This window comes from Bowmanella sp. JS7-9, assembly GCF_004329715.1.
Classification (GTDB): domain Bacteria; phylum Pseudomonadota; class Gammaproteobacteria; order Enterobacterales; family Alteromonadaceae; genus Pseudobowmanella; species Pseudobowmanella zhangzhouensis.
The window spans coordinates 1-24,825 of sequence record NZ_JXSY01000013.1 but is presented as its reverse complement, the minus strand read 5'-3'; the positions used below and the strand labels follow the sequence as shown (position 1 = coordinate 24,825).

26 protein-coding genes are annotated in these 24,825 nt (G+C 51.0%); 23 read left to right on the top strand and 3 right to left on the bottom strand.

Going from position 1 to position 24,825, the window contains the following annotated elements; translation table 11 throughout:
* The first annotated feature begins 19 nt into the window (after positions 1 to 19).
* The gene (locus TK45_RS07395) at positions 20 to 571 is read left to right on the top strand and encodes a nitroreductase family protein (protein ID WP_131258010.1); all 552 of its coding nucleotides are present in this window, start codon (positions 20 to 22) and stop codon (positions 569 to 571) included.
* 106 nt (positions 572 to 677) lie between these two features.
* Positions 678 to 2,312 carry an HAD family acid phosphatase gene (locus tag TK45_RS07390; protein WP_131258009.1) on the top strand — a complete coding sequence of 545 codons (1,635 nt, stop codon included), beginning with the start codon at positions 678 to 680 and terminating at the stop codon, positions 2,310 to 2,312.
* A gap of 56 nt (positions 2,313 to 2,368) precedes the next feature.
* Here TK45_RS07390 and asnS read toward each other — a convergent pair whose 3' ends face one another.
* On the bottom strand, positions 2,369 to 3,766 hold the full coding sequence (gene asnS / locus TK45_RS07385) for an asparagine--tRNA ligase (protein WP_131258008.1): 1,398 nt from the start codon (positions 3,764 to 3,766) through the stop codon (positions 2,369 to 2,371).
* Between the two features lie 195 nt (positions 3,767 to 3,961).
* On the opposite strand from asnS, the gene TK45_RS07380 reads away from it, so the two are divergent.
* Complete coding sequence (locus tag TK45_RS07380) at positions 3,962 to 4,336, top strand: hypothetical protein (RefSeq protein WP_131258007.1); 375 nt, start codon at positions 3,962 to 3,964, stop codon at positions 4,334 to 4,336.
* An 8-nt stretch (positions 4,337 to 4,344) separates the two neighbouring features.
* On the opposite strand, the gene bioA is transcribed toward TK45_RS07380, so the two are convergent.
* Positions 4,345 to 5,676 (bottom strand): adenosylmethionine--8-amino-7-oxononanoate transaminase, encoded by a 1,332-nt coding sequence (gene bioA / locus TK45_RS07375; RefSeq protein ID WP_131258006.1) that lies wholly within the window; start codon positions 5,674 to 5,676, stop codon positions 4,345 to 4,347.
* Between the two features lie 37 nt (positions 5,677 to 5,713).
* Between bioA and bioB the strand changes: the two genes are divergently transcribed.
* From bioB to bioD, 4 genes are read left to right on the top strand one after another with little or no spacing between them, the layout of a single operon-like run.
* Positions 5,714 to 6,766 carry a biotin synthase BioB gene (gene bioB / locus TK45_RS07370; RefSeq protein ID WP_131258005.1) on the top strand — a complete coding sequence of 351 codons (1,053 nt, stop codon included), beginning with the start codon at positions 5,714 to 5,716 and terminating at the stop codon, positions 6,764 to 6,766.
* Positions 6,766 to 7,923 carry an 8-amino-7-oxononanoate synthase gene (locus TK45_RS07365; protein WP_131258004.1) on the top strand — a complete coding sequence of 386 codons (1,158 nt, stop codon included), beginning with the start codon at positions 6,766 to 6,768 and terminating at the stop codon, positions 7,921 to 7,923. The genes bioB and TK45_RS07365 overlap by 1 nt, the downstream gene beginning before the upstream one ends.
* Positions 7,920 to 8,705, top strand: a complete 786-nt coding sequence (locus TK45_RS07360) for a methyltransferase domain-containing protein (RefSeq protein WP_131258003.1) — start codon at positions 7,920 to 7,922, stop codon at positions 8,703 to 8,705. The genes TK45_RS07365 and TK45_RS07360 overlap by 4 nt, the downstream gene beginning before the upstream one ends.
* Positions 8,698 to 9,357, top strand: a complete 660-nt coding sequence (gene bioD / locus TK45_RS07355; protein ID WP_131258002.1) for a dethiobiotin synthase — start codon at positions 8,698 to 8,700, stop codon at positions 9,355 to 9,357. The genes TK45_RS07360 and bioD overlap by 8 nt, the downstream gene beginning before the upstream one ends.
* A 1-nt stretch (position 9,358) precedes the next feature.
* Here the strand turns inward: bioD and pepE are convergent, their stop codons facing one another.
* Positions 9,359 to 10,054, bottom strand: a complete 696-nt coding sequence (gene pepE / locus TK45_RS07350; protein ID WP_131258001.1) for a dipeptidase PepE — start codon at positions 10,052 to 10,054, stop codon at positions 9,359 to 9,361.
* Between the two features lie 133 nt (positions 10,055 to 10,187).
* Between pepE and htpX the strand changes: the two genes are divergently transcribed.
* The 16 genes from htpX to TK45_RS07275 all read left to right on the top strand — a co-directional run bounded on the left by htpX (position 10,188) and on the right by TK45_RS07275 (position 24,803).
* Complete coding sequence (htpX, locus tag TK45_RS07345; RefSeq protein ID WP_131258000.1) at positions 10,188 to 11,063, top strand: protease HtpX; 876 nt, start codon at positions 10,188 to 10,190, stop codon at positions 11,061 to 11,063.
* Positions 11,064 to 11,136: 73 nt separating this feature from the next.
* Positions 11,137 to 11,598, top strand: a complete 462-nt coding sequence (locus tag TK45_RS07340) for a low molecular weight protein-tyrosine-phosphatase (protein ID WP_131257999.1) — start codon at positions 11,137 to 11,139, stop codon at positions 11,596 to 11,598.
* A complete protein-coding gene (locus TK45_RS07335) occupies positions 11,591 to 12,580 on the top strand; it encodes an iron ABC transporter permease (protein ID WP_131257998.1) in 990 nt (329 codons plus the stop codon). Before TK45_RS07340 ends, TK45_RS07335 begins: the two co-directional genes overlap by 8 nt.
* A complete protein-coding gene (locus tag TK45_RS07330; RefSeq protein ID WP_165490732.1) occupies positions 12,564 to 13,298 on the top strand; it encodes an ATP-binding cassette domain-containing protein in 735 nt (244 codons plus the stop codon). Before TK45_RS07335 ends, TK45_RS07330 begins: the two co-directional genes overlap by 17 nt.
* Positions 13,299 to 13,385: 87 nt before the next feature.
* Entirely contained in the window at positions 13,386 to 14,729 is a 1,344-nt protein-coding gene (locus TK45_RS07325; RefSeq protein ID WP_131257996.1) for a class II 3-deoxy-7-phosphoheptulonate synthase, read from the top strand.
* A gap of 63 nt (positions 14,730 to 14,792) precedes the next feature.
* Positions 14,793 to 15,356 carry a diguanylate cyclase gene (locus TK45_RS07320; protein ID WP_131257995.1) on the top strand — a complete coding sequence of 188 codons (564 nt, stop codon included), beginning with the start codon at positions 14,793 to 14,795 and terminating at the stop codon, positions 15,354 to 15,356.
* Positions 15,353 to 16,465: a beta-ketoacyl-ACP synthase III gene (locus tag TK45_RS16230; protein WP_165490731.1), complete on the top strand. Its 1,113-nt coding sequence runs from the start codon at positions 15,353 to 15,355 to the stop codon at positions 16,463 to 16,465. Before TK45_RS07320 ends, TK45_RS16230 begins: the two co-directional genes overlap by 4 nt.
* Positions 16,462 to 17,136, top strand: a complete 675-nt coding sequence (locus tag TK45_RS16225; protein WP_165490730.1) for an iron-containing redox enzyme family protein — start codon at positions 16,462 to 16,464, stop codon at positions 17,134 to 17,136. The genes TK45_RS16230 and TK45_RS16225 overlap by 4 nt, the downstream gene beginning before the upstream one ends.
* Entirely contained in the window at positions 17,129 to 17,968 is an 840-nt protein-coding gene (locus TK45_RS07310) for a hypothetical protein (RefSeq protein ID WP_131257994.1), read from the top strand. The genes TK45_RS16225 and TK45_RS07310 overlap by 8 nt, the downstream gene beginning before the upstream one ends.
* On the top strand, positions 17,965 to 19,212 hold the full coding sequence (locus TK45_RS07305; protein WP_131257993.1) for a hypothetical protein: 1,248 nt from the start codon (positions 17,965 to 17,967) through the stop codon (positions 19,210 to 19,212). Before TK45_RS07310 ends, TK45_RS07305 begins: the two co-directional genes overlap by 4 nt.
* Positions 19,213 to 19,296: 84 nt before the next feature.
* Complete coding sequence (locus TK45_RS07300; RefSeq protein ID WP_131257992.1) at positions 19,297 to 20,493, top strand: hypothetical protein; 1,197 nt, start codon at positions 19,297 to 19,299, stop codon at positions 20,491 to 20,493.
* 139 nt (positions 20,494 to 20,632) lie between these two features.
* On the top strand, positions 20,633 to 21,442 hold the full coding sequence (locus TK45_RS07295) for a MipA/OmpV family protein (protein WP_131257991.1): 810 nt from the start codon (positions 20,633 to 20,635) through the stop codon (positions 21,440 to 21,442).
* 7 nt (positions 21,443 to 21,449) lie between these two features.
* Positions 21,450 to 21,854, top strand: coding sequence for a DUF3019 domain-containing protein (locus tag TK45_RS07290; protein ID WP_165490729.1), 405 nt, complete (start codon positions 21,450 to 21,452; stop codon positions 21,852 to 21,854).
* A gap of 155 nt (positions 21,855 to 22,009) precedes the next feature.
* Positions 22,010 to 22,711: a porin gene (locus TK45_RS07285; protein WP_165490728.1), complete on the top strand. Its 702-nt coding sequence runs from the start codon at positions 22,010 to 22,012 to the stop codon at positions 22,709 to 22,711.
* A gap of 51 nt (positions 22,712 to 22,762) precedes the next feature.
* Positions 22,763 to 23,491, top strand: a complete 729-nt coding sequence (locus TK45_RS07280; protein WP_131257988.1) for a response regulator — start codon at positions 22,763 to 22,765, stop codon at positions 23,489 to 23,491.
* A 7-nt stretch (positions 23,492 to 23,498) separates the two neighbouring features.
* Positions 23,499 to 24,803 (top strand): ATP-binding protein, encoded by a 1,305-nt coding sequence (locus tag TK45_RS07275; protein WP_131257987.1) that lies wholly within the window; start codon positions 23,499 to 23,501, stop codon positions 24,801 to 24,803.
* The last annotated feature ends 22 nt before the right edge of the window (positions 24,804 to 24,825 follow it).

Below are 24,825 nucleotides of genomic sequence, written 5' to 3'. Positions count from 1 at the left end.
TTCATTGTTATGAGGCACTATGGATTTTGTAGATTTTTTATTGGCCCGTTCTTCTATGCCACGCTTACAGGCCCCAGCACCTGATCAACACACCCTCAATACCATGTTGCAAGCCGCAGCCAGTGTGCCGGATCACGCTGGCCTCAAACCCTGGCATTTTATTGTCTGTGAAGGGCTTGGATTAAAACGTCTGGGCGATATCTTCGAACAGGCGGCCATAGATAATGACCTATCCGAGCGTGATATTGCCCGCGCGCCAGAATTACCGTTACGTGCTCCTATGGTCGTTGTGATTACTACACGTCTGACAGAGCATCCCAAAGTACCCGCCAGTGAACAATTCAGTGCTGCCAGTTGCGCTGTGTATGCCATGCAACTGGCTGCCAGAGCCAAAGGTTTTGATTCCATCTGGCGCACTGGCCCTTACGCACATTTTGATCAGGTTAAACAAGCATTAGGGGTGGCCGAGTCAGAACATATCGTAGGCTTTTTGTATGTGGGTACCGCCCAAGGGGAATCGCCTCAGCGCAGCCGCGAAGTGAGCCTGCCTACCTACGAGCAGTGGCGCTAGGCGCGCCGCTGTAATTCATCTTATCTTGATTAATTAACGGCGAATATCGGTGAATTTACACTGAAAATGTAATAGCCTGCCGCTTTTCGAAATTGGAATTCTCAACATGCAAAACATTGTACGTGCAGCCTTACTAAGCAGCTGCGTACTGGCCACAGTCGGCTGTGCGGTTAGCCAGCCCAAGCCGTTGGCACCGGTTAACGAACCGGTCGCAACCGCGCAATCGCTGGCAGGGTTAACGGTCGTTACCTGGAATATGGAACATCTGGCTTTGCCGGCTGAGGGCGGTTGCCGTCCGCGCCAGGCCGCCGATTTTGATAGATTACGCGCTTACGCTGCGGGGTTACGTGCCGATATCGTTGCGCTGCAGGAAGTGGCATCTGCCGACGCAGTAAAAGCGGTCTTTCCTGAGTCTGACTGGCAGGTAATTATGTCAGCGCGCGCCGATAGTCCTGCGTACGAATGCCGCGGCAGTGGCAACCTGTCTACTCCACAGAAAGTCGCCTATGCAGTTAAAAAATCTGTACCGGTTGTACAGGTTGAGCAATTTGATGCGCTGGCATTAAATAATCCGGGTCTGCGTTTTGGCCTTGGCTTAACCGTTAGCACTGCTCTGGGTCAGGTTGAATTGCTTAATGTGCATATGAAAAGTGGATGTTTTGTCGATGACTTCAGTCAGGCGGACTCTCCGGCTTGCCAAACCTATGCGCAACAGGCTCCTGTACTGGACAGTTGGGTAGAACAGCGTGAAAAGGCCGGCAAACCGTATCTGGTGCTGGGCGATTTTAACCATCGTTTGTCCGCCAGCTATAACCGCATGACCCGCACATTAACCCAAAATAGCGATGGTTCTGCGTCGAGCCTGCAGATAACAACCCGTGACCTGATTGGCTGCGACGCCCGTTATCCGGCACCTATCGATCATATTCTTGCCGGTGGCTGGGCCGGTGATGTGCAGGTGCCTGCAGCCGAGATACATGTATATGAGAATATGCAGCGCAAAGCGATGCTGAGCGACCATTGCCCGGTATCATTGACATTAAAAGCGGCGCCCAAACCGCTGAGCAACGCCGTAAAATGGCAGACCACCAGTAAAGAGTACCGCGTGATCACCAGCGCGATTTATCAAAGCGCTGCCGACTCTGTTCGCGCCCGCAGCCTGCCACAAAACCCGTGGGTGGTGGTGATGGATATCGATGAAACCGTGCTGGATAACAGTGCGTATCAGGCGATGCGTGAGCGCATGGGTAAAGGCTATTCACGCGAAAGCTGGAAAGACTGGGTAATCAGTGAAAAAGCCAGTCTGGTGCCGGGGGTGGCTGGTTTTATTGATGCGGTGCTGGCCGGTGGCGGTAAGTTAATGCTGATCACTAACCGGGATAAATCGCTGGATAGCCATACCTGGGCTAACCTGCTGGCGCTGGGCTTACCTTTATCTGCGGATAATACCTGTTTGGTAGGGCGTCGTGCACAAGATAAGCAGGCCATCGACCATAAAACCATTATTAATGATAAAGATCTGCGCCGTCAGCAAATCAGGCAAGGTAACCCGGATTGTTTAGTCGTAGATAAGCAAATGCCGGCAAGCTGGAAGCAACCTCATCAAATTCTGATGCAGGTGGGAGATAATATTGAAGATGTGGAATTCATTACGCAGGAAGATGCCGATGTGGATGCGTTGCTAAAACGCTGGGGCGGGGACGTGATTGTGCTGCCCAATCCTATGTATGGCTCCTGGTAGTTAGTTGCAGATACAAAAAAGCCGCGAATCGTCGCGGCTTTTTTATGTGTAATGCTTTAGAAGCTTGCGTTGCCCGGGGTACGTGGGAACGGGATCACGTCTCGCACGTTGGCCATGCCAGTCACGTAGGCGACCAGTCGCTCGAAACCCAGACCAAAACCAGCGTGCGGCACGGTGCCATAACGGCGCAGGTCACGGTACCAGCTGTAATCTTCTTTGCTCAGACCCATCTCGTCCAGACGAGCATCGAACACATCCAGACGCTCTTCACGCTGTGAACCACCGATGATTTCACCAATGCCCGGCGCCAGCACGTCCATCGCGGCGACAGTTTTACCATCGTCATTTAAGCGCATATAGAATGCTTTAATGTCTTTGGGATAGTTCTGCATGATGATAGGGGCGCCAACATGCTCTTCCGCCAGATAACGCTCATGTTCTGACGCCAAATCCATACCCCATTCAACCGGGAATTCGAATTTTTTACCGCTGGCCTGCAGGATCTCAATGGCATCGGTGTAATCCATGCGTACGAAGTCCTGACCGATCACTTTTTCTAAACGTGAGATGGCTTCCGGGTTGATGCGCTCGGCAAAGAACTTCATATCATCCGGGCGCTCTGCCAGTACGGCTTTGAACACATACTTGAGCATGTCTTCGGCGAGCTGGGCGATATCGCTCAACTCGGCAAACGCCACTTCTGGCTCAATCATCCAGAATTCCGCCAGGTGACGGCTGGTGTTGGAGTTCTCCGCACGGAACGTCGGGCCAAAGGTGTAGATTTTGGACAGGGCACAGGCGTAGGTTTCACCGTTTAACTGACCCGATACCGTCAGATAGGTTTCTTTGCCAAAAAAGTCCTGGCTGTAATCCACGTCACCTTTGTCGGTGCGGGGCAGGTTGTTCATATCCAGCGTAGACACGCGGAACATCTCACCGGCACCTTCAGTATCGCTGGCGGTCATGATCGGGGTGCTGACCCAGAAATAGCCTTGCTCGTGGAAAAAGCGGTGAATGGCTTGTGACAGACAGTTACGTACGCGGGCAACCGCGCCGATGACGTTAGTGCGTGGACGCAGGTGCGCGTGTTCACGCAGGTATTCCATGCTGTGGCGTTTTGGTGCCATGGGGTAGGTATCCGGATTTTCTACCCAGCCGATAACCTCGACTGCAGTGGCTTCGATTTCGAAGTCCTGACCCTGACCTTCAGACGGTTTTACCACACCACTGACGACCACAGAGCAGGCGGTGGTCAGGCGTTTGATGTCTTCATAATTGGGTAAGGTATCCAATGCGATGACCTGCACAGGGTCAAAGCAGCTACCATCGTGAACAGCCAAAAATGAAAGGCCCGCTTTAGAATCGCGGCGGGTGCGGATCCAACCTTTGATGGTTACATCGCTACCCAGCGGGAATTTACCCGCTAAGACATCAGTTACCGGGGCATGCGCCATGTGTTTCTCCGTGGATCATCCCAAGGTGATCCCTGTTTAGGTTATGATTTTTGTTCGAAAGCTTACCGCAGGGGATGCAATTGCACCTCGTCTTTGACACACTAGCTAAAAAATAATCAGTTAGGCGCGCGGCAGCCTGGATAAAAGCAGGTCGCTTATGTTACTTAGCTAATTGTCAGAAACAAGAAAAATAATATGAAAAAGCCAATAAATTCACCGTCCGCAGACGAGCGGCGCCAGGGTAAGGATGCCGGGGTCCGATTTTTAGAGCTAGCCAGTATTGGCGGCTGGATAATGTTTATTATCGCCTCAATTATTTTTCATTTCGCCCGGCCTGAGTTGCAGACCGGGGTGCAGCGCTTCTGGGGGATTGAAACCCGCGCAGAATGGAATGCCACCTTGTTACCCTACCTGCAAGGATTGCTTGCTATTTGTGTATTATTGTCGCTCGCCGGCACTGTGTTACGCCGTGTCCGCGCACGCCGAGCTACCGACTCAAGCTGGAGTAATGTGGTGTTTCTGTTGTTCGCTGCCGGTAGTGGCCTGATGTTGATCTGGATGGCCAGGTAAACGCCGCGTTAACTTAATACCTTAAAGATGGCACTGGTTAGCTGACTGAGTTGCGCCGGGGTGACGATGTATGGCGGCATGACATACACCAGTTTGCCAAAGGGCCGGAGCCACACGCCCAATTCGACAAACTGACGCTGAATTTTCGCCATATCCACCGGTTGACGGGTTTCCACCACACCAATTGCCCCTAACACCCGCACATCAGCAACGCTTTGCAGCGTTTTGCACGGGGCGAGCTCATGTTTTAGCTGTTGTTCAATCTGCTGTACCTGTTGCTGCCAGTGGTTTTCATTAAGAATGTCTAAACTCGCGCAGGCCACTGCACAGGCCAGTGGATTGCCCATAAAGGTGGGGCCATGCATAAAGACACCGGGCTGCCCCTGACAGACGCCAGATGCCACATCTTCACTGCACAGGGTCGCCGCCAGCGTCATATACCCGCCGGTCAGTGCTTTGCCTAAACACATAATATCCGGACTGATTTGCGCGTGATCGCAGCCAAACAATTCGCCGGTGCGACCAAAGCCGGTGGCGATTTCATCAGCAATTAGCAAAATATCGTACTGATCACACAATTGTCGGCAACGCTGCAGATACGTGGGGTGGTACAACCGCATACCACCAGCCCCTTGCACCACAGGTTCAATGATCAATGCGGCAATTTCATGGTGGTGGCGCTCGACCAACTCAACCATGGGACTGAAATCATCTTCATTCCAGGCATGGCCAAAGCGGGTTTGCGGTGCAGGGGCGAACAGTTGCGGACTCAGCGCTTTGCTGAACAAACTGTGCATGCCATTAACCGGATCACATACCGACATGGCGTTGAAGGTGTCGCCGTGGTAACCATTTCTGACGGTAACAAAACGATGTTTACTGGTATTGCCCTGACAAGCCCAGTATTGAATAGCCATTTTCATCGCCACTTCTACCGCCACCGAGCCAGAGTCGGCTAAAAATACCCGGTTCAATCCGCTTGGCGCCATATCCAGCAATTTTTTGCATAACTCAATGGCCGGTTCGTGGGTTAACCCGCCAAACATCACGTGGGACATTTTGTCCACCTGCGCTTTGACTGCGGCGTTCAGACGGGGGTGGTTATAACCATGAATGGCAGCCCACCAGGAGGACATACCATCGACCAGTTGACGCCCATCCTCAAGATGCAAATACACACCATCGGCATGGGTTACGCCGTAGCAGGGTAGCGGAGACAAGGCAGAGGTATAGGGATGCCAGATGTGGCGTTGGTCGAATTGTAAATCCACGAAGCTCAAATAATAGTCAGATGTAAACCTTGGAAAAATTACAAGGTTGACATCGTTAAGGGTGGCCATAGACTAAGCCAGCATTCGCACCAAGTAAAGGCCTGCTATGACAGCTCAATCCCCCGTACGCCACGACTGGACAGTGGCAGAAGTAAACCAACTTTTCGCACTGCCGTTTAATGATTTGTTATTTCAGGCGCAGACTGTGCATCGTCAGCATTTTAATCCAAACCACGTACAGGTCAGCACACTGCTTTCAATCAAAACAGGCGCCTGTCCGGAAGATTGCAAATATTGCCCGCAAAGTGCGCGCTACGACACCGGGTTGGAAAAAGAGCGTTTACTGGAAGTGCAAAAGGTACTGGAAGAGGCCGAGCGCGCTAAATCACAGGGTTCAACCCGTTTCTGTATGGGCGCAGCCTGGCGTAACCCGAAAGATCGCGACATGCCTTACATTCTGGAGATGGTCAAAGGTGTGAAAGCCCTTGGGCTGGAGACATGCATGACGCTCGGTATGCTGAGTAAAGAGCAGGCAGCCATGCTCAGTCAGGCCGGACTGGATTATTACAATCACAATCTGGATACCTCGCCTGAATTCTACGGTGAGATTATTACTACCCGTACCTATGCGGATCGGTTAAACACCCTTGAAAATGTCCGTGATGCGGGCATGAAAGTGTGTTCCGGCGGTATTGTGGGAATGGGTGAGAGCGCCAGCGATCGCAGCGGGTTGCTGGTGCAGTTGGCTAATCTGCCGGCACATCCTGAATCGGTTCCCATCAACATGCTGGTTAAAGTTGGCGGTACGCCTCTTGAGTCTGAGAAAGATCTGGATCCGTTTGAATTTGTCCGCACCATTGCGGTGGCACGCATCATGATGCCGCACTCTCATGTGCGTTTGTCAGCCGGGCGTGAAGGCATGAGCGACGAACTGCAGGCGCTGTGCTTTATGGCAGGTGCGAATTCTGTGTTTTATGGCTGCAAATTGCTGACCACGCCGAACCCGGAAGCCAATGAGGATCAACAGTTATTTAATCGCCTGGGGATCACGCCAGAGCCACATCGTGGCTTCGACGATGCGGTGCATGAACAGGTGATCCGTGAGTCCATTGCCGAGCAAAGCGAGCCTGCGCTGTTTTATGACGCAGCAGGGCGTTAATGGCGTTTGAATTCATTGCCCGCCAGCTGGCGCAACGCCGCGAAGATGGGCTTTATCGCCAAACCCAGCCGGTTAAGTGGCTTGCGCCTAATCAGCTGGCAATTGAAGGTCACCGCCTGTGCAACTTTGCCAGTAATGATTATTTGGGGATTGGCCAGTCAGAGTCGTTACGTGAGGCCTGGCAACAGGCGCTGAACGACACTCCACCCAGCGCCAGCGCCAGCCCGCTGGTATGCGGTTATACCGATGCCCATCTTGCGCTGGAACAGGCACTTGCCCAGTGGCTGGGTTATGAATCTGTAATGTTGTTTAACAGTGGGTTTGCCGCTAATCAGGCCATTTGCAGTGCACTGGCGCAAGGCGATATTCGCTTTTTCGCGGACAAACTGATCCATGCATCCTGTATTGAAGGGATGCAACAGTCCGGGCGGCCATTTCGCCGCTTTGCCCATAACGATCCCGCGCAGTTAAATCGTCTGCTGAACGCCCAGAGCGAAGATATGCTGGTATTGACCGAAGGGATTTTCAGCATGGACGGTGATACAGCCCCGTTAGCTGAACTGGCCAAGGTTACCGGTCATCACGGCGCCTGGCTGGTGGTGGATGAAGCCCACAGTCTGGGTGTGTGTGGTGAGCAGGGGCGCGGTGCATGTCATCAGCAAGGGTTATCATCTTCACAGGTCGCTATCCTGATGGGCACGTTTGGCAAAGCGCTTGGCACCTCGGGTGCATTTGTCGCCGCCAGTGCCGAAGTGATTGATTTTATCCGCAACAGTGCGCGTCATTATATCTACAGTACCCACATGCCGGCGCATCAGGCGCTTGCCACGTTGCATGCTGTCGATTTGGTGAAAAGTGATGCATGGCGGCGTACCGCATTACAGCAAAATATTGCGCACTTTCGTCATCGAGCAGAGCTTGCCGGACTTAAATTGATGCCATCAGACAGTGCAATTCAGCCGATTGTGGTTGGAGACAATCAGCGTGTGATGACAATCGCATCAATGCTCAAACAGAACGGGTTTTTAGTAGGCGCGATGCGTTCTCCGACCGTGTCAAAAGGTACGGAGAGGTTACGCATAACGCTTAATGCGCTGCATAACCATAATGAAATCAATCAGTTAATTGAAAAGATTGGTAAGGCGTGGACAGCATGAGTGATGTGGCGTTGAAACAGCGCATTGCCCAACAATTTGGCCGTCACGCCGGTGATTACGACGCATTAGCCCAGGTGCAATGGTTGATTGGGCAGCAGGCGGCCAGCCTGTTACCGGTCAGTGATGGTGTCTTGCTGGATATTGGCGCGGGGACCGGCCGTGTTACCGCATTATTGCGTCGCCATCACCGTCGTGTGGTTGGACTGGATTTGGCGTTGGGTATGCTGGATTACGCGAAGCAACAACATGGCGATACGATTGGCTGGCTGTGCGGTGATGCCGAGTCGCTGCCATTGGCGAGCGGGCAATGTGCCAGGGTGTTTTCATCCATGGTACTGCAATGGAGCCGTGAACCTGAAACCGTTGCGGCTGAAATTGCGCGAATACTGGCACCGGGTGGATGTGGGGTGGTCACGATTATGACTGCCGGTTCCTTCCCACAATGGCAGCATTGTTGGCGCAACAGTCCCGCGCGTATGGTTGGCTTTATGCCTGCCAGTCGCTGGCAACAGGCGTTGCAGAGCGTTGGGCTTGAGGTTAACTGTGATATTCGCCAATACACCACGTATCACTTGTCAGTGAGCGAAATGTTTGATTCTATTAGAGAAATTGGTGCTGGAGCGGTCGCTACCAGAGACTCTGTCGCGCCGCTATCGCGCAGTGAATTAAAAGAGTTTGTGCGTTGTTACGAGCGCCTGCGCGATCAGGATGGGCGTTTACCGCTCACCTATGAAGTGAGCTTTTTTACCTTTAGCAAGATGGAAATCAATCAGGATGCGTAAGCTATTTATTACCGGTACGGATACCGAAGTGGGCAAAACCTTTATCAGTTCGGCGATTATGCAGTCTCTGCGTCAGCGCAGGTTAAGTGTGGTCGGCTTTAAGCCAGTTGCCGCCGGTGGCGATTCGAACGGCAATCCGGATGCACTGGAATTAATGGCGCAAAGCTCACTCCCTCTGACTTACCAGCAGGTGAACCCGTTGTTTGTACATGAAGCCGTGGCACCGCATCTGGCGGCGCAAAAACACGGTATGCAATTTGGCCTGACGCCGTTGCTCACGGCCTACAGTCAGCTTACCACCATGCAACCTGATGTGATCCTGACCGAAGGAGCAGGGGGCTGGCGAACACCGCTGAACAATGATTGTTTCTTATCCGATCTGGCGATTGCTGAAAACATGGATGTGGTACTGGTCGTGTCGATGCGCCTCGGTTGTCTGAATCACGCGCGCCTGACGGCCGAAGCTATTCGCAATGATGGACTCAGGCTACGCGGCTGGGTGGCGAATATGCTGGATAAAGATATGCCGTTTGTGGAGGAAAATATTCGCGCACTGGAACGGTTACTCAATGCGCCAAGGCTGGGTACAGTGCCGAATGTGGCGACTCCGGCGGAGGCGTTGCCTTATCTGGATACCGTACCACTGCTGTAAGTCAACCGAGCAATTCTGACAAATCGCAGCCTGCTTCGATGTCTAACTGACGGCCAGCGTGGAAAATCACGCCGGGTTTGTCACCCACCAGTCGTAACTGATCCTTGTGCAGTTTTAAGCCGCTGCCTTCACGAATGGCAACCACGGGCATATCCGGATCGACTCGCATAAATTCAGCAAGGCGCTGAGCGCGGGTTTCACCATGGAAACCTTCAGGCTGATAATCGCTGTAGTGTGGGTTGAGCTGAAACGGCAAAAACTGCAGCGCATCGAAGGACGGCGGTTGGATAATCGGCATATCGTTAGTGGTGCGAATGCTGAACCCGGCTACATTCGATCCCGCGCTCCAGCCGATATAAGGCATGCCGGCAGCGCAGCGCTCGCGCAATACCTGAATCAAATCCTGTTTATACAGTTCGTTAAGTAAATTGAAGGTATTTCCGCCGCCAATTAGCACGGCCTTAGCCTGCTGCACGGCGGTTTTGGCATCTTCACACTGATGAATACCGTGAATAGTCAGTTCGGGCAAAGCATCCTGCACAGTCAGTGTGTAGGTGTCCCAGTCAATGGTGACGCCGGCAAAAGGAATAAACAACACATCGGTGATGCCATTGAGATGGTCGTTGATCAGCGGGCGGGCATGTTCCAGATAACCGGTGTTACCGGCGCGGGAGCTACTTAACAATAATAAATTCATGGGGTTAGCAAATAGAAATAGCAGTGGGCTGAGTATAACAACTTGGTGACACATTTGTTGACAGTTTATCACCTTGATAATTGGCAAATTGCCCACAAAATAGGGCGAGACGACGTTGTTAACCGAGGAATCTATGAAACGCGTGATGTTATTTATTGCCACTAACCTGGCAGTGATTCTGGTACTCAGTATGGTGATGAATATTGTGTTTGCCTTTACCGGCTTGCGCATGGACAACACCGGCGGCCTGTTGGTCTTTGCCAGTATCTTTGGTTTTGGTGGTGCGTTTATCTCACTGTTGATGTCGAAATGGATGGCCAAGCGCAGCGTGGGTGCGTATGTGATTGAGACACCGCGCAATGACACTGAGCGCTGGTTAGTCGATACCGTACGCCGTCAGGCGCAGCAAGCAGGCATTGGTATGCCGGAAGTGGCGATGTATCAGTCACCGGATATGAATGCGTTCGCCACCGGCGCCAACCGTAATGATGCACTGGTCGCGGTGTCGACCGGACTGCTAGACAATATGAGCCGCGACGAAGTGGAAGCGGTTTTGGCCCACGAAGTCAGCCACATTGCCAATGGTGATATGGTCACCATGACCTTGCTGCAGGGCATCATCAATACCTTCGTAATTTTTGCCGCCCGTTTAATTGCTGGTGCAATCAATAACGCTACCCGAGGCAACAACAATAGTGGCGAAGGGCTCGGCACCTTTGCGTATTATGGGATTGTGATGGTGCTGGAACTAGTATTGGGTTTCCTGGCCAGCTTTATTCTGATGTGGTTCAGCCGTCAACGCGAGTTTCGCGCCGATGCAGGCTCTGCGCGCTTAGTGGGGCGCAATAAGATGATTGGTGCCCTGAAACGCCTGAAAATGAGCCAGGAATCGCAACTGGATGGCACGATGATGGCACTGGGTATTATCAATAAACGCAGTATCAGCGAGTTGTTAATGAGTCACCCGCCGCTGGATAAGCGGATCGCCGCCCTGCAAAATTTAAATTAACAGGCTTTTCAATCTCTTGGTGGCTGGTTACTATCCGGTTTTCGAAATATAAATCGGCGGGAAGCCAGCTACCATGATTCGTTCTGTCTTGTTTGTTTGTTTAGGCAATATTTGCCGTTCTCCTACCGCAGAAGCCGTTTTTACCCATAAAGCCCGTGATGCGGGACTAAAACTGGATATTGACTCTGCCGGCACACAAGGCTATCACCGTGGGGCGAAACCCGATCCGCGCTCCGCAGAAGCGGGACAACGCCGCGGATATGATTTCAGCGGGCTGCATGCGCGCCGTGTGGAAGACAATGACTTTCATCGCTTCGATTTGATTCTGGCGATGGACCAGCAAAATTTTGATGATCTAATGCGTAAATGCCCGCCAGATCATCAACACAAAATCCGTTTATTCCTGAGCTTTGCCGACGCTGAAGAGCAGCATGTGCCTGATCCTTACTACGGCGGCACTGGCGGGTTTGAATACGTGCTGGATTTAATTGAGCAGGCCAGTGATGGCCTAATACAGCATTTAACCCGTGTCTGAACACCGCCATGCCAGGGCATTACTGCTTCTATGCGGGCTATGTGTTGCGCTGGCACTGAGTTATCTGTTTACTGCATTACCCGGTTCCTTAGCCCCTGACGTTCAGGGCCAAATCATCTGGCAACTGCGTTTGCCACAGGTGCTGACCGCCATATTGGTCGGTGCCGGACTGACCACCAGCGCGGCAACCCTGCAAATCATTCTGGCGAATCCGTTAGCGGATCCCGGCATCATTGGTATCAATAGTGGCGCAAGTTTTGTGGCGGCGATATGTCTGCTGGGCTTAGGCAGTGTGGGAATATCGCTGCCGGTATACTGGCTGCCACTGGCATGTTTTATCGGCGCATTGTTCAGCACCCTGGTGATTTTCCTGTTAGCCAGACGTATTGGCGATCTGTCACCGGCTGCGGTAATTCTGGCTGGCATTGCGGTTTCCACCTTGCTCAGTGCTGCCATTGCCTGGCTATTCTGGGTTGCCGATGCACAATCACTACGTAACCTGACGTTCTGGCTAATGGGCAGTCTGGATCAGGCCGATCTGCCATTAACGCTGGCGGCCGCAGGGGTAATGTTGCCGGTGCTGGGATATGTGATGTGGCGCCGCGCCGCCTTTAATTTGCTCTACCTTGGCCCACTGCAGGCACGAATTCATGGGATTAATCTGCCCCGATTTGAAAAAATCATGCTGCTGTGCAGCGCATTATTGGTCGGGATTGCGGTGTCTTTGGCCGGTTCGGTAGCGTTTATTGGTTTGTTGGTGCCCCACGGTTTACGCCAGTTGGTCGGGCACGATCATCGTTATTTATTGCCGTTTTGTGCTCTGAGTGGCGCAGCGCTGATGTTATTCGTGCTGTGGTGTAGCCGACTCAATCAGGGTATGCCATTGCCGGTGAGTTTGATCACTGCCAGTTTAGGGGCCCCATGGTTTATCTGGGTGCTGTACCGCAATCGTGGGAGTCAGGCACTTGTTGCACGCGGATAGCATCTGCCTGGCGCAGCGCCTGCGGGAGATCTCGTTGACCCTTGCCGGTGGCCGGTGTGTGCACCTAATTGGGCCAAATGGCGCGGGCAAGAGCAGTTTGTTGTCTGTGCTGGCCGGTGTATTAACGCCAGATAGCGGGCAGGTAAGTTATAACCAGATCCCGCTTGATTCGTTAAGTCCGGCAGATTTGACCGCCATCCGCGGTTATCAGGCGCAGGGTCTGCACACTGCATTTAGCCTGACTGTTGCCGACGTTATGGCGTTTTTTGCCGGCCAACAACGCTGCCCGGATGTGCTTAATCAGGCATTGGAAATCGACTTATTCTGGTCACGACCCTTTAACCAATTATCCGGCGGCGAACAGCGTCGTGTGCATCTGGCGATGACACTCGCGCCGTTACTCACGCAGCTTAATGCCGGTAATGGATTATTGCTGCTGGATGAACCCATGCAGGGACTGGATATTCGTCATCAGCACAGTTTGCTCGCACTGTTACAGTATTTTGCCAAACGAGGTAACCTGATTGTGATGAGTTGCCACGATTTGGCGCTGTCGGCACGATTTGCAGATGAGGTGTTGCTGCTTGATCAAGGGCAACTGGTGAAGCAGGGAAAGCCTGCTGATACGCTCAATGCCAGCCTGTTAAGTGAGGTGTTTGCCTGCCCGCTGGATGTTTTTCAACCAGTTGTGCGACAGATAGACCAAAGTCGGCCTTAACAGCGTTGAAAATGCCCTGCGAGGTGCGTATTGTTTGGTCATCGGCACCTTTTCCCGCCGATGGATCACCGAACTGAGGAATTTCCCGTGAACGACTGGCAACCGGATAGCTGGCGGCAAAAGCCGATCCTGCAACAACCAACCTATGACGATGCGGCCCAATTGGCTGACGTTGAAGCCAGGTTGAAATCGTATCCTCCGCTGGTCTTTGCTGCTGAAGCGCGGCAGTTACATGCGGAGCTGGCCAATATTGCCAATGGCAATGGCTTTTTATTACAAGGCGGCGACTGCGCAGAGTCGTTTGATGAATTCAACGCGCCGAAGATTCGCGATACCTTTAAAGTTATTCTGCAAATGGCCATTGTGCTGACCTTCGCCGGTAAGTGCCATGTGACCAAAGTGGCGCGGATGGCCGGGCAGTATGCGAAACCGCGTAGTGGTGACTTTGAAACCCGCGACGGTATTTCATTGCCTAGTTATCGTGGCGATATCATTAACAGTTTTGAATTTAACGAAGCAGCCCGGCGCCCGGATCCAAATCGTCTGATTGAGGCGTACCACCGCAGTGCATCGACCCTTAACCTGTTGCGCGCCTTTGCGCAGGGTGGTTTGGCTGATTTGCACGAAGTGAATCGCTGGAATATGGCGTTTGTGGAGAATAATCCGCTTAAAGAACGCTATCAGGCCATGGCCAGCAGTTTAACCGATGCACTGGAATTCATGTCGGTAGTCGGGATTAATTCCGATACCCATCCAGCCATTCGTGAGACTTCGCTGTATACCTCCCATGAGGCACTGTTGCTGAATTATGAACAGGCACTGACGCGCAAGGATACACTGACCGATACCTGGTATGACTGCTCAGCGCACATGCTGTGGATTGGTGAGCGTACCCGCCAGTTGGATCATGCCCATGTGGAGTTTTTCCGCGGCATCAATAACCCAATTGGGGTGAAGATTGGTCCGACTATCCAGGAAGATGACCTGATCCGCATGATTGATGCACTTAACCCAGCTAACAAAGCGGGCAGAGTGACACTGATTACCCGCATGGGCGCGGACAATCTGGCAGAAAATCTTCCGCGCTTGATTCGTCGCGTACAGGCCGAAGGGCGTCATGTGGTGTGGAGTTCGGATCCGATGCACGGCAATACCCGCAGTGCTTCCAATGGTCTGAAAACCCGTAACTTTGACGACATCCTGCGTGAAATCATGCAGTTCTTCCAGATTCACCGCGCGGAAAGTTCTCACGCCGGCGGGATCCATCTGGAAATGACCGGGCAACACGTGACGGAATGTGTTGGTGGTGCGTATAAAATCAGCGAGTCTGATTTAATGGAGTGCTACAAAACCCAGTGTGATCCGCGTCTGAACGCCGACCAGGTGTTAGAGCTGGCATTTTTGGTAGCGGATTATTTAAAAAATCAGTAAGTTAGCTAGTGCCGGAGGAACTCTCCGGCACCTTTTAGCGTCGCAGTGATAAGGAGTTGCGCCGTGGATACCAGCGATTTACTGATCAATTTACTGTTATTTTTGTTTCTGCCTTTATGGGGCATTGCTGGCTTTATTGACTGGCTGTGTCACCGGGCGACCCACATCGAACACAATTCCGGCCTGTTTGAATCCTTTTTGCATTCAGTAATGGGCATTCAAATTGCCATTCCAATCATTCTTTGTCTGGTTTTTCGTATCGATCAGGGCATCTTACTGATTTGTATTGCCGTGTGGTTATTGCACGAAGCGGTCGCTCATTATGATGTGCATTATGCGGCGCCCAAACGGCATATCAGTATCTGGGAAATGCATGCTCATAGTTATCTGGCCACCTTGCCGCTGTATATGTTGTCGATCATTTTTATTATTAACTGGCCGGTAGCGCTGAAATTATTCCAGTTCGATTTTACCGGCGCCTTTGCCTTTGAAAGGATTGAACAACCCTGGGGCGGGGACAGTTATTTGCCTGTCTATCTGGGCTTTATGGCTATCGTCTGTGTGATCCCTTATTGCGAGGAAATACTGCGGTGTCTGTGGGCCAAATGGCAAGGAGCCACAGCATGACGGTGTATATCACCAGTAGCGGGCATTTTTTGCCTGGCCCAGCCGTGGACAACGACGAGATGGAAACGATTTTGGGTAAGGTGCACGGTAAGCCCAGTCGTCTTAAAAACAAAATACTCAGTTCAAACGGCATAAAACAGCGCCATTATGCGATTGATGCTGCGCACAACACCTTGATCAGCAACCAGGCGATGGCCGCCGAAGCCGCGCGAGATTGTTTGCAGCATAGCCCCTTTACTCCCGCGGATATCCCACTGCTCAGTTGTGCTACCAGTCAGGGGGATATGGTGTTGCCGGGCTTTGCCAGTTTGGTGCAGGCTGAATTGGCGTTGCCACACGCCGAGATTAACAGCGCCCATGGCATCTGTTCGTCCAGCCTGATGGCGGTTAAGTATGCCTGGATGGCAATTCAGTGTGGGGAGCATCGCCGTGGCTTAGTGGTATGCAGTGAGTTGGTGTCGCGATTGTTTAAAGCGGGGCGTTATGAGGTGCTGAGTGACGAAAGCGTGGACTTCAATGCCGAATTTCTGCGCTGGATGTTATCCGACGGTGCCGGTGCAATATTGCTGGAGAATGCACCACGCGGTCGCTGTTTTCGGATTGACTGGATTAAAAGTTATTCCCATGCCGATGCTTACCCAACCTGTATGAGTGTCGGGCAGGGGCGCGACGCCACAGACTCACGCACCTGGCAGGATTATCCGCAGTATGCCGATGCGGAAAAAGCCGGCGCGCTGTTACTGCGTCAGGATGTGCGGCTATTAGAGAATATCGTCAAGATGGGCGTAGATGGCTTTTTACGTCTCATCCGCGACGGGATGACCGCACCCGGGGATATCGATCATGTGTTGTGTCACTTCTCATCGGCCTACTTCAAGAGCCGCATATTTCAACTGATGAGCATGGCTGGCGTCGCTATCCCGGAGTCAAAGTGGTACACCAATTTGTATGAACGCGGCAACACGGGCTGCGCATCTATCCTGATTATGCTGGACGAGTTTATGCGCACTCAGTCCTATCAGGTTGGCGATCGCATTATCTGTATGGTGCCCGAAAGCGGGCGTTTTAATGTGGCTTATATGCACCTGACGGTGGTGGAGAACGAATGACGCAGTCCCTAAACCCGCATGCACAGCAGTGTTTGCAAAATTTGATGCAGATCTGGTTCGCATTTGAGCGGGATCTCAACCGCGTGCCGATTATTCGCCGCCTCGAAATGGGCCAGTTTGATGTGAATGACTATCGGGCGCTGTTATTGAACCTGCGTCAGCAGGTTATCGAAGGTTCACGCTGGATTAGCCGCGGCGCATCCAGTTTTGATCGTGATTATGCCGATGTGCGCTCTATGGTGATTGGTCACGCCAAAGAAGAACACCGAGACTATGAATTCCTTGAACGGGATTATCAGGCGGTTGGCGGCGAACTGGCCGCGATTCAGAGCAAATCCCGTAATCTGGGTAGCGAGGCGTTGCATGGATATATGATGTATCGCGCATCACAACCAAATCCAATTGGACTCATTGGTGCCATGTGGATCATTGAGGGGCTGGGCCAGAAAATGGCCGAAAGCTGGGCGCAACGTATTACAGAGTTGTTGGCTATCGAGAATGCAACCACGTTTATGCAGTACCACGGTGACAATGACGATGCACACATGGATAAGCTATTTAGCATGTTAGACAGGGTATGTGTGAGTGAGGAGGCAGCTGAGGATATCACCATGACCGCACAAGTCGTCGCTCGTTTGTATTGCTTACAACTGGAGCATATCGATGAATAATCAGCAGCGCAGTGCCTACTTGCAGGCGCTGCAATATGACAACAGTTTTCCTATCGAACAAGCGGCCGTCGATTTATGGCTGAAGGATCTGGATAACCCGTTTCGCTGGACAGCCAGGCCCATTTTGCAGTTTCTGTTTGCCATATTGTTGCACCTGACATGGTTTTTTAAGCGTCTGCCGTTACCCCAGTTTCGAGCCCATGGAGTATTACAGTGGACGATTTGCTGGTTCTGTAAGCACTTTGTCAGTTACGAGGCGAATTTGCTGATCCTGCGACACTATGCCACTGAGTCAAATTTACTGAATTTTCTTGCTACTAATTCAGGCAAAACACCGCCTGAGTTATTGCGCCTGTATCCCAAAACCATTGCCGATATGCGCGAAGACAGCTTTGTTAAACATGATCAGGAACTGTTCCGGGTGTTTAAGGCGCTGGGTTACTGGGACAAGGGCAACGCTACCCATGCCAACTCGTTAAACTGGCAAGCCTGGCAACCCATTGATATGCAACAGTTCCAGGTCAAAAAACGCTGGACACAGGTGGTTGATTTTGAAAGCGCACATGCGCTGTTTATGTGCCTGTTTTGTTTGCTGCTGACCCGGGAAGAATACCGGGATGCTATCAATGGCTTTAATCTCGACCAATCCATTGCGTTACGCCTGAGTGATATTCTGGCCACCCCGGCACTGGCAGAAATGGCCTATAACAAGTTCCCCTTGTATCTGGTCGGCCCGTGGAATCTGGGACAGCGCTTTTTAATGCATGGTTTTTTCACCGAATACCTGTATGCCGCCCTCGAAACGAAACGCCAAAGCAGCGAGGCTGTGTGACATTACCGGTTTCTCGTAATACTTTCCGTTGGGTAGTTATTGGCGGCGTTATTTGCCTGTTTGGCGCATTGTGGTGGCGGTTGTTGAGCGATGATCCGCTGATGCCTGAAGTGGCAGCATTACAAGCCCAGTATAACCAGCCCGGAAGCAGCGGTACCGATGGGTTTTATATGCTATTTGGTTTGACCACGGACGAGCAGGATTTGCTTGCGGCCGGCAAACGGGTGTATCAGCAGCGACAGACATTAGCGAATAAGCCCCGACTGGAAGATTTAACCGGCGCAGGGTTAAACACGATTTGCGAGGAATCCAACGCGGCGTGTTTACAGGATATTCGCACTAACCTAAACGAAATACGGGCGATAGTGGCGAGCAGTCAGCAGCACATTGAGCAATTGATCCAACTGAGTAACGCAGAAGGATTTTTTCATCCGGGCATCCCCAGTTTTGAGGAAGACATCCAGCCCTTTACCGAGTTACACAAGGCTTTCAGTAACTTGTTATTGTTCAATATTGCGGAGCACAATTTCCAGGCGTTTAAATATCACTTTTCACTGGCCGCACAATTAGCCGGCAAGTTAGTCTGTGAAAGTGATACACCAATCTCACTGATTATGGGGATTGTCCTGCGTATGCGCCTGATTCAAACAGCACAGCGTGCCGTCCAGCATGGCATGGCACCCGATCCCTCATTTTTGAATGACGAGAATTGGCAAGTCGATTGCGCATTAGCACCGTCAGGCAGGCTGCGCATAGTTGAGCGTGAATTTGTTATTACCCTGAATATGATGGATTGGGTTAAGCGTACAACTTCTCAAAATGAAGCAATGGTCGGTTCGGGTCTGCAAGGGTTTCCATCATGGTCGCATACCATCCTGTTCAAAGTTAACCGCACCAAAAATAAAGCCTATCGCTTTTGGTTTGCGGACGAGACGGAGCAACAGTCACGGAGAGAACAATTAAAAAATTGGCGATGGTACAAAGCCGACCCATTAAATATTGTGGGAGATATTCTGCTGGTAACTGCATTTCCGCGAATTATCGAAATCGAATATGACCTTGGGAACAACCACATGATGTATTTGTTATTTAAACAAACCCTGTTGAAAACCGAGGGCGTAGATAACTGGCAAATCCCATCCCCGCTGGATGGCAGCATGCCTCAGGAAATCAATGGCGCACTGTGTTATCTCATCCCCAATGACGAGCCGGTGTGTCTTGCAAAGCCTGAGCACAACGTTTAGCAATTTTCAAAAAGCTCAAGCTTGCAACCGGCTGGGCTGAACTCATTAAGGATGATAATGCACACAAAGACACGGATTTCTTACTTGATTATTCCCATTGTGCTCACGCTGTTGGCACTGTTTTGCTGGCGTCTGTTCAGCGATGATGAATTGTTGCCCGAGGTTGCAGAGTTGGTAGAACAATATAACCAACCCAGAAGTCGTGGTACCGATGGTTATTTTATGTTGCTTGGGTTGTCCACAAGTGCTCAAGACATACTTGTTGAGGGCAAAGGTGTGTATCAACACTTGCTGGAATCTGGCGAGCGGGAGCCCGGATATAACCGTGTTTTCGATGAACTGGCGAATATTTGTGAAGTCGCAGACATTGATTGTTTTAAAAATGTGGAGCGGGAACTAGAAAATATTGAGCAATTGTTGCAGCGCAACGAGCAACAGTTGAACCAATTGTACCAGCTTGACAAGGCTGATGGATTTTTTCATCTAGGCAAACCTGACTGGCGCGATATACAACTGGGCCTGTCAGCGTTGCCCCGCGCTTATGCAAACCTGCTTATCATTGATTTGTTAAAAAATGATTACGCAAGTTTCAACGCGCACATGCAAGGCGTGACTCGGCTTGTTAACAGTCTTACCTGTCAGAGTGATGAATGGATGCCATTGATTTATGGCTTAATGCTTTCTGAACGCCTCATCCAAACATTGTATGTCGCATCTGCCAACGACTATCTGCAAGCTGACGTGCTACAAAGTGGATTTGAACAACCTTACGAATGTGCTTTTTCTGAATATGGTTGGTTGAGGATGCATGAAAGGGAACTGGTCAGAAACAATAATTATCATCACGAGTTTTTGAATCTAATCGCTGGACAGGGAGAGCCAATTGAGCACGCATTTGCGGGATACCCTAAGTGGGTTTACAGACTTGTGTACAAACCAAACCGGGCAACCAATGATTATGTTCGTTTATTTTTAGACCGAGACGGAGAAAGAGCAAAATTCAAAACCAATAAACCATGGTATGAATATGATTTTGTTAATCTTTTTTCTGATATTTTGGCAACAGAAGTGCCCCCGCATTTTGTTGATTTCAAGCCCGATTTGCTACGGGTGAAGCTTAAGTCGTTATTGCTGAAACAGTTTCTGAGAAGTAATCGGGATGTTGATATGCAACACATCCCATCCCCGCTGGATGGCAGCATGCCACAGCAAATCAATGGCACACTGTGTTATCTCATCCCCAATGACGAGCCGGTGTGTCTTCGCGAGCAGGACCACTGAGAGCGCCGTTTACAAATTTTCACAACTTTTCGGTAGTGATTACCTTACACTGGCGGCACAATGAGGTTAATCGCCAGTCTGTCTAAAAAGCTAACAAAATCAGGCAGATGATAAGGCATGAAAGAGCAGGGGCAGGCCGGTGCGCAGTGTAATTTTAGTTATTTCCAGCTTAGTGTTGTTGAGTCTGTGTTCGCGGGCTCAGGCGCAGCAAGAGGAAACCGAAGGCTGGCGCTGGGAAGCGGATCTCGGCATCTCTGCCCATTATGTACGCGGATTTATCGATGATAGTTATGATGAAAAAGGCGAGGTTAACCTTGCTGTACTGCTGATTGGCGGTGTCTATTATGATGACTTTTATCTGGAACTGAGCCCCCATACCCGTCACCCGCTGACGTTGGGTTACAAGCTACAAACCTCGGAACGATCCCAACTAAGTCTGGTGGCTGAGTCTTATTTTGTCTCTGTTACTGACAATGAATCCCGTCCCGGTGACAAGTTATACGGTATCGATGATCGCCTGGCGTCGCTGGAGGGCGGCATTGAGTATCTGCGTGAGTTTGACAGCTATGAAGTGCGGGTCAGGTTGTTGCATGACATGCTGGATCGCCATAACGGCACGGTTGCCACACTGGAAATCGCGCGGCCCATTTTCACCCGTAAAGTGTTTTATCTGCCGTCTGTTGGCCTGACGTATATTTCGTCCAAAGCCACGGATTATTATTTTGGTGTGCGGGCCAATGAGGTAACAGAGCAGCGCCCAGCCTATCAGGCTGACAGTGGCATGATTGGCTCGGTGCGTTTATACGCCGAGCGGCCGATGGGGGATAACTGGTCACTGGTGGGGTTTGCCTCATACAATTTAATCAATGCCGCTATTGCGGACAGCCCCATAGTTAACCCTCATAAAGATGCGTTTAACATTGGCATCGGTGCGGTCTGGTCATTCTGAGCTGCCCATGCTGAAACGGATTTCCCTGCTAATCACATTGCTCAGTGCATCACATGCACTGGCACAAACCGCACCAGAGAGAAGTGCGGTAACCAGCCTGTTGGCCAGCCCCGGTGTGTGTGTTATCGGTGATGAGCAGCAAGTATGTGAAATGAACTTATCCTTGCTGTGGGAAACGCCAGTAGCCGGTAATTATTGTATTTGGATTGCGGATCAGCCAGAGCCACTTAAGTGCTGGCAAGATAGTTGGACTGGTGTGTACTCAATGACATTCAGAAGCGCAGGGCAGGTCGAGTTCATCATGACTGCCTCGACCAATGAAGTGGTCAGCAGAGTAGAGGTGCGGGTAATCGGTGAGTTAGAACAACGTATCCGTGCCCGGCGGCGCAGCGGTTTTTGGCGGGTATTTTAACAAAGTATGTCGCTAGACATGTTTTGACATAAACCACCCAGTTAGGTTGACAGTTTTTCACAATCCGCGGACACAACGCTACACAAAGCGCACAGATTGAAATGCCAAATGTTTTTAGTATTTCTCCGTCGAACACACCTATGGAGAAAACTCTGATGAAAAAATTTGCTGCATTAAGTCTGTTATTGTTATCTGCGACCACGGTTGCCAATGAACTGAGTCCGGCCAATCCCATTTTGCGCCCGTTAACACTAAAAGATGGTGAACTGAATCTGGTCGCGGGTGCGAGTTATGGCAATACCGATGGTAAGCACGACTGGGAACTGGATCTGGGTCTGGGCTATGGCTTGACCGATGATTTCAGTATTGGTCTGGGTGGCATGAGTTATCGTTTTTTACCGCGCAGTGACAATGGTATGGGACTGGAATTAGCCGTGAATGCCGGTTTACGGGGTTATTATGAGTCGCGACAAAACGGCGATGCGCTGGGCTACGGTGCCGGTGTGTACGGTAAATACGTGTTAAACCGTGACACAGCAGTTAACTTTGGCGTGGATTACACCTTCTGGAATGAAGAAGTACTGCAAAACAAAAAGGAGATGCGCTACACATTGGGCGTTGCGCAGAATCTGATGGATAAGTGGACGCTAAGTGCCGATTATACCTACCGGGATCTGCATGATTTTAACCAGAATCATGCCTATGAAGCGTCTTTGGGGCTGAATTACAACGTGGCGCGGCATATAGATGTGGGTATTGGCCTGACGTATACCGATTTTGATGCAGTGGCTAACGGCTATAAAGCCGATGCGCAATTTAAACGTAGCGCCAATGTGTATTTGCAATACCGTTTTTAATCTCTAAGCAAATTCGCCGGCACAGTGTGCCGGCTTTTTAAAGGAATAATGATGTCAGTGGACAATATCGACGGCGCAAAGCTCTTTTTAGTGGAAGATGATCAGGGGCTGGCATCTCTGGTGAAAGAATATTTTGAGATGCACGGTTTTCACGTCACGGTCGAGCATCATGGCGAGCAGGCTGCACAGAAAATTCTTGCTGCTAAGCCGGATATTGTGGTGCTGGATCTGATGTTACCCGGCAAGAACGGCCTGGATATTTGTCGCGAACTGCGCAATCACAGCCAAATACCCGTACTGATGTTAACCGCATTGACCGATGACGTTGATCAGATTGTCGGGCTGGAAGTGGGAGCCGATGATTATATCTGCAAACCGGTGCAACCCAGACTCCTGTTGGCTCGGGTTAAAGCCATATTACGCCGTTTCAGTGCCAATGATGCAGGTGCGCACAGCAAGAACACGCAGGAGATAATCCAATTTGGCCAACTGGCGATCAATAACAGCCGACAGTTAGTAGAGTTGGCCGGACAACCACTGGAACTGACCACCAGTGAATTAGCCCTGTTAACTTTACTGGCAGAAAAAGCCGGGCAAATTGTCAGTCGTGATGAACTGACCAATGCCCTGCGTGGGTTCGCTTATGACGGTCTGGACAGAACGGTGGATACACTGGTGTCGCGTCTGCGCAAAAAGCTCGGTGACGATGGTAATCATCCGCAGAAAATTAAAACCGTGTGGAAAAAGGGCTATTTGTTTGTGGCAGATGCCTGGGAATAACACCTGAATGAAATCCTTGTTTGTCCGCTTTTACCTGTTTGCCCTGTTAACCTTCATCGCGCTGGGTTGGTCAATCGATAAACTGTATGACGTTTATAGCCAACAAACCGCACACACCAGTGACGTTGATCTGCACCGCGGCACGTTTTTTCTGGTTAACCGCGAGCTCGCGCGTTATCCGGCCGAGCAGCAACAGATTTATTTAGATGCGTTCAGCAGCTCCTTTGGCTACGGCATTCATGTGGCCAGTGCAGCGCAATTGCCAGCCTTGCTGCAGGATGCGCAATTAAGTGTGGAGCAGACACAGTACCTGCAAGAAGGAGGGATCGTCAGTGTATTTAGCGATACCGATGGTGCCAGCTGGTATTTGCAGCAGCGAATGGATGCTGACGATTTCATTGTATTCGGGCCCATTTTTAATGATGTGGGCAGCGGGGTGGAAGCGCTGATGTCGCTGTTTGTGTTGGGCGGTCTGGCGTTGGTGGTGTTTGTGTGGGCGTGGCCCATTTCTCACGGCATTATTACGATCAACCGTGCGGCAGAACAGTTTGGACAAGGTAATCTGGATGCCAGAGCGCCGCGACGCCTGACCAGTACACTGCAACCCCTGGCACAGCGCTTTAATGCCATGGCCGCGCGTATTCAGGCGCTGATTACCTCACATAAAACCTTATCCCATGCGGTATCCCATGAGTTAAAAACGCCGATTGCACGCATTCGTTTTGCTCATGAAATGCTTAAAGATGCAGAAAACGAATCGGATAGAACGCGATATTTACAGCGCATCGATGAAAGTATCGAGGAACTCAACGCGCTGGTGGAAGAATTACTGGTGTATGCCAGATTCGATCGCGAAACCCCGGTGTTACATCGTGAACAGAATGATTTTGCCGTGTTAGCGGAGATGGTATTGACCCGCTACCGTGAGACACACCCAGCGTTAAGGTATCAATTACGTTGTGAGGCGGATTGCCCGACAGTTAATACCGATAAGTCGGCGATGTTACGGATTTTGGATAATCTGATCCGAAACGCAGTGCGTTATGCCTGTTCTGAGGTGCAGATTCGTCTGCTACCGTTTGAACGAGGGGTAGAAATTCAGGTCCACGATGATGGCATTGGTATTCCGGAGGCGGAACGGGAAGCGATCTTTGAGCCATTTGTGCGCTTAGATAAAAGTCGTGACCGCGCGTCCGGTGGCATTGGATTGGGGTTATCCATTGTAAAACGCTATGTAGAATTGCAAGGCGGCAGTATCACGATTTCTCAATCACCGCTTGGCGGCGCGTTATTCGTGCTGCGTTTTCACTAGGCGAAAAAAAAGCACCCGAAGG

What these genes read in the sequence shown, in the direction of transcription:
- TK45_RS07285 (WP_165490728.1), top strand. Translation starts at nt 22,010, where the DNA reads ATGAAAAAATTTGCTGCATTAAGTCTGTTATTGTTATCTGCGACCACG.
- bioA (WP_131258006.1), bottom strand. Translation starts at nt 5,676, where the DNA reads ATGGCCACCCTTAACGATGTCAACCTTGTAATTTTTCCAAGGTTTACA.
- TK45_RS16225 (WP_165490730.1), top strand. Translation starts at nt 16,462, where the DNA reads ATGACGCAGTCCCTAAACCCGCATGCACAGCAGTGTTTGCAAAATTTG.
- TK45_RS07310 (WP_131257994.1), top strand. Translation starts at nt 17,129, where the DNA reads ATGAATAATCAGCAGCGCAGTGCCTACTTGCAGGCGCTGCAATATGAC.
- TK45_RS07340 (WP_131257999.1), top strand. Translation starts at nt 11,137, where the DNA reads ATGATTCGTTCTGTCTTGTTTGTTTGTTTAGGCAATATTTGCCGTTCT.
- pepE (WP_131258001.1), bottom strand. Translation starts at nt 10,054, where the DNA reads ATGAATTTATTATTGTTAAGTAGCTCCCGCGCCGGTAACACCGGTTAT.
- TK45_RS07390 (WP_131258009.1), top strand. Translation starts at nt 678, where the DNA reads ATGCAAAACATTGTACGTGCAGCCTTACTAAGCAGCTGCGTACTGGCC.
- TK45_RS07380 (WP_131258007.1), top strand. Translation starts at nt 3,962, where the DNA reads ATGAAAAAGCCAATAAATTCACCGTCCGCAGACGAGCGGCGCCAGGGT.
- TK45_RS07275 (WP_131257987.1), top strand. Translation starts at nt 23,499, where the DNA reads ATGAAATCCTTGTTTGTCCGCTTTTACCTGTTTGCCCTGTTAACCTTC.
- asnS (WP_131258008.1), bottom strand. Translation starts at nt 3,766, where the DNA reads ATGGCGCATGCCCCGGTAACTGATGTCTTAGCGGGTAAATTCCCGCTG.
- bioB (WP_131258005.1), top strand. Translation starts at nt 5,714, where the DNA reads ATGACAGCTCAATCCCCCGTACGCCACGACTGGACAGTGGCAGAAGTA.
- TK45_RS07290 (WP_165490729.1), top strand. Translation starts at nt 21,450, where the DNA reads ATGCTGAAACGGATTTCCCTGCTAATCACATTGCTCAGTGCATCACAT.
- TK45_RS16230 (WP_165490731.1), top strand. Translation starts at nt 15,353, where the DNA reads ATGACGGTGTATATCACCAGTAGCGGGCATTTTTTGCCTGGCCCAGCC.
- htpX (WP_131258000.1), top strand. Translation starts at nt 10,188, where the DNA reads ATGAAACGCGTGATGTTATTTATTGCCACTAACCTGGCAGTGATTCTG.
- TK45_RS07360 (WP_131258003.1), top strand. Translation starts at nt 7,920, where the DNA reads ATGAGTGATGTGGCGTTGAAACAGCGCATTGCCCAACAATTTGGCCGT.
- bioD (WP_131258002.1), top strand. Translation starts at nt 8,698, where the DNA reads ATGCGTAAGCTATTTATTACCGGTACGGATACCGAAGTGGGCAAAACC.
- TK45_RS07365 (WP_131258004.1), top strand. Translation starts at nt 6,766, where the DNA reads ATGGCGTTTGAATTCATTGCCCGCCAGCTGGCGCAACGCCGCGAAGAT.
- TK45_RS07395 (WP_131258010.1), top strand. Translation starts at nt 20, where the DNA reads ATGGATTTTGTAGATTTTTTATTGGCCCGTTCTTCTATGCCACGCTTA.
- TK45_RS07280 (WP_131257988.1), top strand. Translation starts at nt 22,763, where the DNA reads ATGTCAGTGGACAATATCGACGGCGCAAAGCTCTTTTTAGTGGAAGAT.